The organism is Nostoc sp. CHAB 5715, from assembly GCF_020829685.1.
Taxonomy (GTDB): Bacteria; Cyanobacteriota; Cyanobacteriia; order Cyanobacteriales; family Nostocaceae; genus Nostoc.
The window spans coordinates 1-6,484 of sequence record NZ_JAIVFR010000381.1 but is presented as its reverse complement, the minus strand read 5'-3'; the positions used below and the strand labels follow the sequence as shown (position 1 = coordinate 6,484).

The 6,484-nt window shown below is 42.9% G+C and carries 3 protein-coding genes and 2 pseudogenes; 4 read left to right on the top strand and 1 reads right to left on the bottom strand.

Translation table 11 applies throughout. The features are described from left to right. A pseudogene (locus LC574_RS20645) lies at positions 1-116 on the bottom strand (IS200/IS605 family transposase); the annotation flags it as partial. Between the two features lie 112 nt (positions 117-228). Here LC574_RS20645 and LC574_RS20640 point away from each other — a divergent pair. The 4 genes and pseudogenes from LC574_RS20640 to LC574_RS20625 all read left to right on the top strand — a co-directional run. Beyond that, a complete protein-coding gene (locus tag LC574_RS20640; protein WP_229455314.1) occupies positions 229-1,530 on the top strand; it encodes a transposase in 1,302 nt (433 codons plus the stop codon). 631 nt (positions 1,531-2,161) lie between these two features. Beyond that, positions 2,162-3,961, top strand: coding sequence for a group II intron reverse transcriptase/maturase (gene ltrA, locus LC574_RS20635; RefSeq protein ID WP_229455313.1), 1,800 nt, complete (start codon positions 2,162-2,164; stop codon positions 3,959-3,961). Positions 3,962-4,153: 192 nt separating this feature from the next. Beyond that, on the top strand, positions 4,154-5,983 hold the full coding sequence (locus tag LC574_RS20630; protein WP_229455311.1) for a serine/threonine-protein kinase: 1,830 nt from the start codon (positions 4,154-4,156) through the stop codon (positions 5,981-5,983). A 301-nt stretch (positions 5,984-6,284) separates the two neighbouring features. Then, positions 6,285-6,362, top strand: a pseudogene (locus LC574_RS20625) (class II glutamine amidotransferase); the annotation flags it as partial. Positions 6,363-6,484 lie beyond the last annotated feature (122 nt).

Genomic DNA, 6,484 nt, shown 5'->3' with positions numbered 1-6,484 from the left:
CTTGTTGCTACCTCACCTATTAAAACTTTTTTTCTGCGTTTGGGAATCCATACAAAATGGTAGTTAACCAAGAACTTAACATGATTGTGAGTTTTATAATCTTCCTGAGTTAACATAAAATATTTATCTTTTAGTGTATAGCCATTGACAAATTTCAGTTTAATTGATTACTATTTAGTAGTCAACAAATACTGTTGGTCAATTGAATTGGTTAAAAACAAGAAAAACATGGGAGTTCAGCAAATTTTGCTGTACCCAGATGGTGAAACTAAAGCGTTATTAGACTATCTTTGTCAACAATCAGGGAAGCTTTACAATAGTGGGGTTTATTTTGCACGTCAAATCTTTTTCAAAACAAATAAGCTGCTAACTGGCAAATTTGACTTAGCTTTTGAACCATCAATTGCAAAATCAATAGTTGCTCAATCTCTGCCTTCTACACCAATGCAGCAAACTTTAATGTCAGTTGCCGAGGCGTTCAAGTCCTTCAAAGAATTGAGAAACTTGTATTTAAAAGGTGAGCTACATTTCAGACCAAAACCACCTAATTATCTAAAAGGGTCAAAGTTATTCAAAGTCGCCTACCCAAACTCAGGAGGACAAAGACCAACATTAATTAATGGGCAAATTAGATTTTCTTTGGGGCTGACGGTTAGAAGATGGTTTGGGGTGTCTGAATTTTTCCTACCAATGCCGTCAAACATTGATTATTCCAAGGTCAAAGAGTTTACGATTTTACCCAAGAATGGCGCTTTTTACCTTGAGATTTGCTACGAATTAGCCAAACAAAAACACGACCTAGATATAAGTCAGGCATTGTCTATTGACCTGGGAACTGCTGATAATTTAGCAGCTTGTGTTGATACATTGGGTAATTCCTTGTTGATTGATGCTCGTGTGATGAAGGCGATGAATCAGTTATGGAACAAGAAAGTATCGACACGCTCAGAAGGTAAGCCAGAAGCGTATTGGGATAGCTGGTTAGACCGTGTGACCCGTAAACGTAACCATCAGATGCGCGACGGTATCAACAAAGCAGCAAAGCTAATTATCGACCATTGTCTCAAATATGGTATTGGAACATTAGTAATTGGCTGGAATGAAGGCTTTAAATCTAATGTTTACATGGATAGACTGAACAATCAAAAGTTTGTTCAAATGCCTTTAGGCAAACTTAAAGACAGACTAAAACAGCTTTGCGAATTGCACGGAATTAGGTATCAAGAGACTGAAGAATCCTACACATCAAAAGCCAGTTACTTAGATGGAGACTCCCTACCCAGGTACGGCGAAAAGCCTTTATGGTGGAAAGCATCAGGTAGACGAATTGAGCGTGGATTGTATTGGTCAGCTAACGGACTGATTGTTAATGCTGACCTTAATGGAGCGGCAAATATTTTAACAAAAGTAGCCAGCAATCTAAGCTTAGACTTAGGCTTACTGGGTAGACGGGCTTTGACAACCGTAGCGAGAGTTAGACTTTGGGTTTTACCTAAAGCTATTCTGTCCGCAGAATCTCAGTGTCTTTAGACCTGAGGTGCGATTCGTTCACTCGAAATGAATAGAAATATTCAGGGATGAGTGACATTTGAGAGATAACCCTTAATGGGTAGAGTTCGCACTTTAATCTCTCTCAGATGATAACTGAATAACCATGAGGGTGACTCCAAAGGAAACTAAGGAGAAGCCCCTCTCCGTAGGTGCAACGGTAACAGCATTATCCCTACGGTAGCGACTAGCCATCAATCCGTAAAGCGGGATGAAAAGGAGGAACAACTGGCAGCCTAAGCTGGTTCCCCTTCGAGCATGAATCCAGGAATAGCGAAAGCAAAGATGCGATGAACCATCGTAATGAAGAACCAGCGAAATAAGGCTTAATGCGTTGGAGCCAAAAGGCAAAGGATAAAAAGGGGCTGGCAATGCTCAGCTTGACCAGTTGCACCCCCAATAAACCCGGTGGATAGCATCATTCTAAAGGTTCTAACAATGGTTATTCGGAACGAAGTAACCTTTCGTCTGCCCTCAGCAAGGTCGATAACTGAGTAGGTGCTAACCGTATGCAACGAGAGGAAAGATTAAGTCAAAAGCGAACGCCCTGTTGTAATGACAAGGATATGCTGACGGACTTACGGTGATTTGGATTGTAAAGTTATGAGTAGCAATGCAAAAGTCTAATACACGACAAATTGCTCCTAAACCCAATAAAAACGGTTTTCTTCCCACGAAGACTAACCCAATTAGAAAGGTAAAGAGTAATGAATCGATGGTGGAATGGAAACACATCAATTGGCGCAAGTTAGAACGACGTGTTTTGAAGTTGCAAAAACGAATTTACAAAGCATCTCGTCGTGGTGATGTCAAAGCATTTCGCAGACTTCAGAAGACGCTGATGAATTCCTGGGCAGCAAAATGTTTATCGGTTCGTCGGGTTACACAAGATAACCAGGGAAAAAAGACAGCAGGAGTGGACGGTGTTAAATCACTATCCCCAGAAGCACGTTTGATACTGGTTGCCAAATTAAAACCTAACTCAAAGGTGAAACCGACACGACGGGTTTGGATTCCCAAACCAGGAACGGATGAGAAACGACCTCTGGGTATTCCCGTAATAAACGACCGAGCCTTGCAAGCGCTGTTCAAACTGGCATTAGAGCCGGAATGGGAAGCGCGATTTGAACCTAACTCATACGGGTTCAGACCTGGGCGCTCATGTCATGATGCAAGAGAGGCAATATTTTCCAGCATTCATAGAAATCCAAAATTTGTTTTGGATGCCGATATCGCAAAATGCTTCGACCGCATCGACCATGAAGCACTGCTAATAAAACTAAATACATCTCCCACCATCCGCCGACAAGTTCGAGCATGGTTAAAAGCGGGGGTGATGGATGGAGGGCAGTTGTTTCCAACATCTGAGGGTACGCCGCAGGGTGGGGTGATTTCTCCATTACTAGCTAATATTGCCCTTCACGGGATGGAAGAAAGGATAAATAAGGCATTCCCAGAAATGTCTCAAACCATGAGGGAAACTTGGTACCACAAAAAAGGTACAAAGTTTGTAAGCCCCCGATTTATCCGATACGCCGATGACTTTGTGATTCTACATAAAGACATAACCGTTGTCCAAAGATGCAGGGAGATAATCTCTGAATGGTTAATAGACATGGGTCTGGAATTGAAGCCTGACAAAACACGTCTAACTCACACTCTAAATGAGTATGGGTCAGAAAAACCGGGGTTTAATTTTCTCGGTTTTAACATAAGACATTGGAAAGTGAGTAAATACGACTCAAAACAAGGTTTCAAGACAATCATCACCCCAAGCAAGGAAAAGCAAAAGATACATTACGACCGAGTAGCAAGTATCATCGATGACCATAAAGCAGCGCCACAAATGGCGTTAATCAGCCGACTAAACCCGGTAATAATAGGATGGTCTAACTACTACTCAACATCAGTAAGTAAGGTTATCTTTGCTGACTTAGATAATCTCATATATCTAAAGCTAAAAGCTTGGGCGCAACACCGCCACCCCCAAAAGTCTGGGGGATGGGTGTCAAAGAAATATTGGCAAACCATAGGCGATGATAATTGGGTATTCGCAACCAGGCAGGAGGGTAAAAACCCGATGCGGTTACAGTCACACACGGAAACAAAGATTATCCGTCATGTGAAAGTCGAAGGCGATGCCAGTCCCTACGATGGCAACCTAATTTACTGGAGTTCAAGAATGGGGAAACACCCCGAAACGACTCTGAGAGTGGCAACACTCTTAAAGAAACAAAAAGGGAAGTGTACCCACTGCAGAATGTACTTTCGAGAGGAGGATGTACTGGAGATTGACCACAAAACCCCCAAAACTTTGGGAGGCAAAGACGAATATAAAAATCTTCAGATATTACACAGACACTGCCACGATGAAAAGACAACTGAGGATGGTTCAGTTGTGAAGTACACATGACAACGTGCCGAGTCATTGAGGAGCCGTGTAATGGGAAACTATTAAGCACGGTTTTGAAGACCAACGGGGTTGGTGACAACCTCGTTGAGTTTACTAGTGTCAAGAACTCATGTGATGTACATTTGAAAAGGGCGATGTCTGACGACAAGCCCAGAGGCAAAATGTCTCCGGTGTTTACGCTTGTGATTTTTCATGACTTTAACCCTGCTAAACAATCGCTATCAAGTTATCCAGGTAATCGGCGCTGGTGGGTTTGGCGAAACCTTTCTGGCAGAAGATGTCCATATGCCTTCTCGTCGTCGGTGTGTAATCAAGCAACTAAAGCCGATAACCAATAATGACCCGCAAGCCTATCAACTTATCCAACAACGGTTTGAACGGGAAGCAGCAACCTTGGAGTTTTTAGGTGAAAGTAGTAACCAAATTCCGAAACTCTACGCCTACTTTTCTGAGAACGGGCAATTTTACCTCGTCCAAGAATGGATTCACGGCCAAACCCTAACAAAAATTGTCGAAGCCAAAGGATTTGAGAGTGAAACTGCTGTTCGGCAAATTCTCTGGAGTCTGCTTTGGGTTTTAGATTATGTCCACAGCAAAGGCATTATTCACCGGGATATCAAGCCTGAGAACATTATTCTCCGTTCTAGTGATGGCAAGCCAGTTTTGATTGATTTTGGTGCAGTCAAAGAAACAATCCGTTCAGTGGTGAGTTCTCCAGGATACCCGACGCGATCGCTTGTCATTGGTACGCCTGAGTATATGCCTAGCGAACAAGCCGTTGGCCGCCCAGTTTACGCCACTGATATCTACAGCTTAGGCTTAACGGCGATTTATCTGCTGACTGGCAAACACCCCCAAGAATTACCAACTGATCTCAAAACTGGAGAAATACTTTGGCAAGATCACGCCCCTAACGTCTCTTCAAAATTGGCGGCGGTACTCAATCAAGCAATTAAGCCTCATGCTGGCGATCGCTACAGCACTGCTAGTAAAATGCTACACGCTTTACAGTCTGTTAATAATATACCTCCTGAGTTAGCTGCAAATACTCCCACAGTCATTTTTTCTCCTACTACATCGACTCGACAAACCCAGGCATTGTATTCATCGCTAAAAAATTCTGCGATCGCACCGTCTTCTTCTGGTGGAAACTGGCAAAAACCTGCTGTGATTGTTGTTAGTTTGCTGATAGGCGGCTTGCTTGGTGCAGTAGCAATTTCTAACATCACTCGTCAGCAACAACCAGAAACAACCATTGCCACAAGTCCCACCCCATCGCCAGAATCTTTACCCACTCCTGCATTTACCGAACCGCCCATTTCTTCCCAAACTTCTCCAGTCCCAGTTGTACCGACTTCACCAGCACGACGGCGAGTAATTCCCGATCCTTTGCCCACCTTTAATCCCCCAGTTGTATCTATACCACAGCCAGAGAGGGAACCTGTAATTTCAGATACTCCAGCGCCAGTAGTATCCACACCACAGCCAGAACCAGAGAATATTGCACCTCCTACACCAGAAGCGCCTTCAGCACCACTGAAAAATAATCAGCCGCTTAGTAAATTAGCTGCCACGACTAGTAGCCAAAGTGTTCCCGCATTTCCTACAGGTACACCAAGAAGCGCCGTAGAAGCTACCCTTGGCAAACCAAATCAAGATTTAAGAGGTGCATGGGGCAAAACCCGTGCTGTCGTTTACAAACTAGTGCCAAACAAAATTGACCTTGGCTACTTATTTGATCGTAATTCTAAAGTGTTACGTCAAACTGAGGTATCTTTTGCCCAATCAGTAGAACCGCAGGTAATGGAGGATACCTTGAATGGAATGTTAGGTGGGCAAGCCACTGAAGAAATTAAGCAGGGACTCAAACAGGTACAACAGCGTCAGTCTGATAATTTTAGTTTTAATAATGGCTCAGTCAAGGGTCAGATTATCCGCCAAAAATGTGATTTTATTTACATCAGCATTTGGGATGAAAATTTACATGATTTTGTAAATCCATCTACAGCCAAAAGATGTTAATTTCCTGGTACACATTGTCCTCAAAAGTTAGATTTTTGTATCCTACAAAACAGATTCAGGATTCAATATAGTTAGTCATTAGTCATTAGTCATTAGTCATTAGTCATTAGTCATTAGTCATTAGTCATTAGTCATTAGTTAAATGATGAGTCTTAACTAATCCCCAATGCCCAATGCCCAATGCCCAATGCCCAATGCCCCATGAAATTTTAAGATTGAAGCGATCGCTCCAGAATCAAGGCAGCATTCTGAAGTATCTTGATCCTGAGGCCGTAGTCAAAAATTGAGAGCGACAATATCCATGTGCCAATTGCTCGGAATGAATTGCAATGTTCCAACGGATATTTGCTTTTCTTTTGAAGGGTTTTCTGCACGGGGAGATGAGGGAGTGAGGGAGTGAGGGACAAAAATTAATAACCAATGCCCAATGCCCACTTGCCCTGAGCGAAGCCGAAGGGATGCCCAATGCCCAATTTCCTATTCCCCATTCCCTATTCCCCA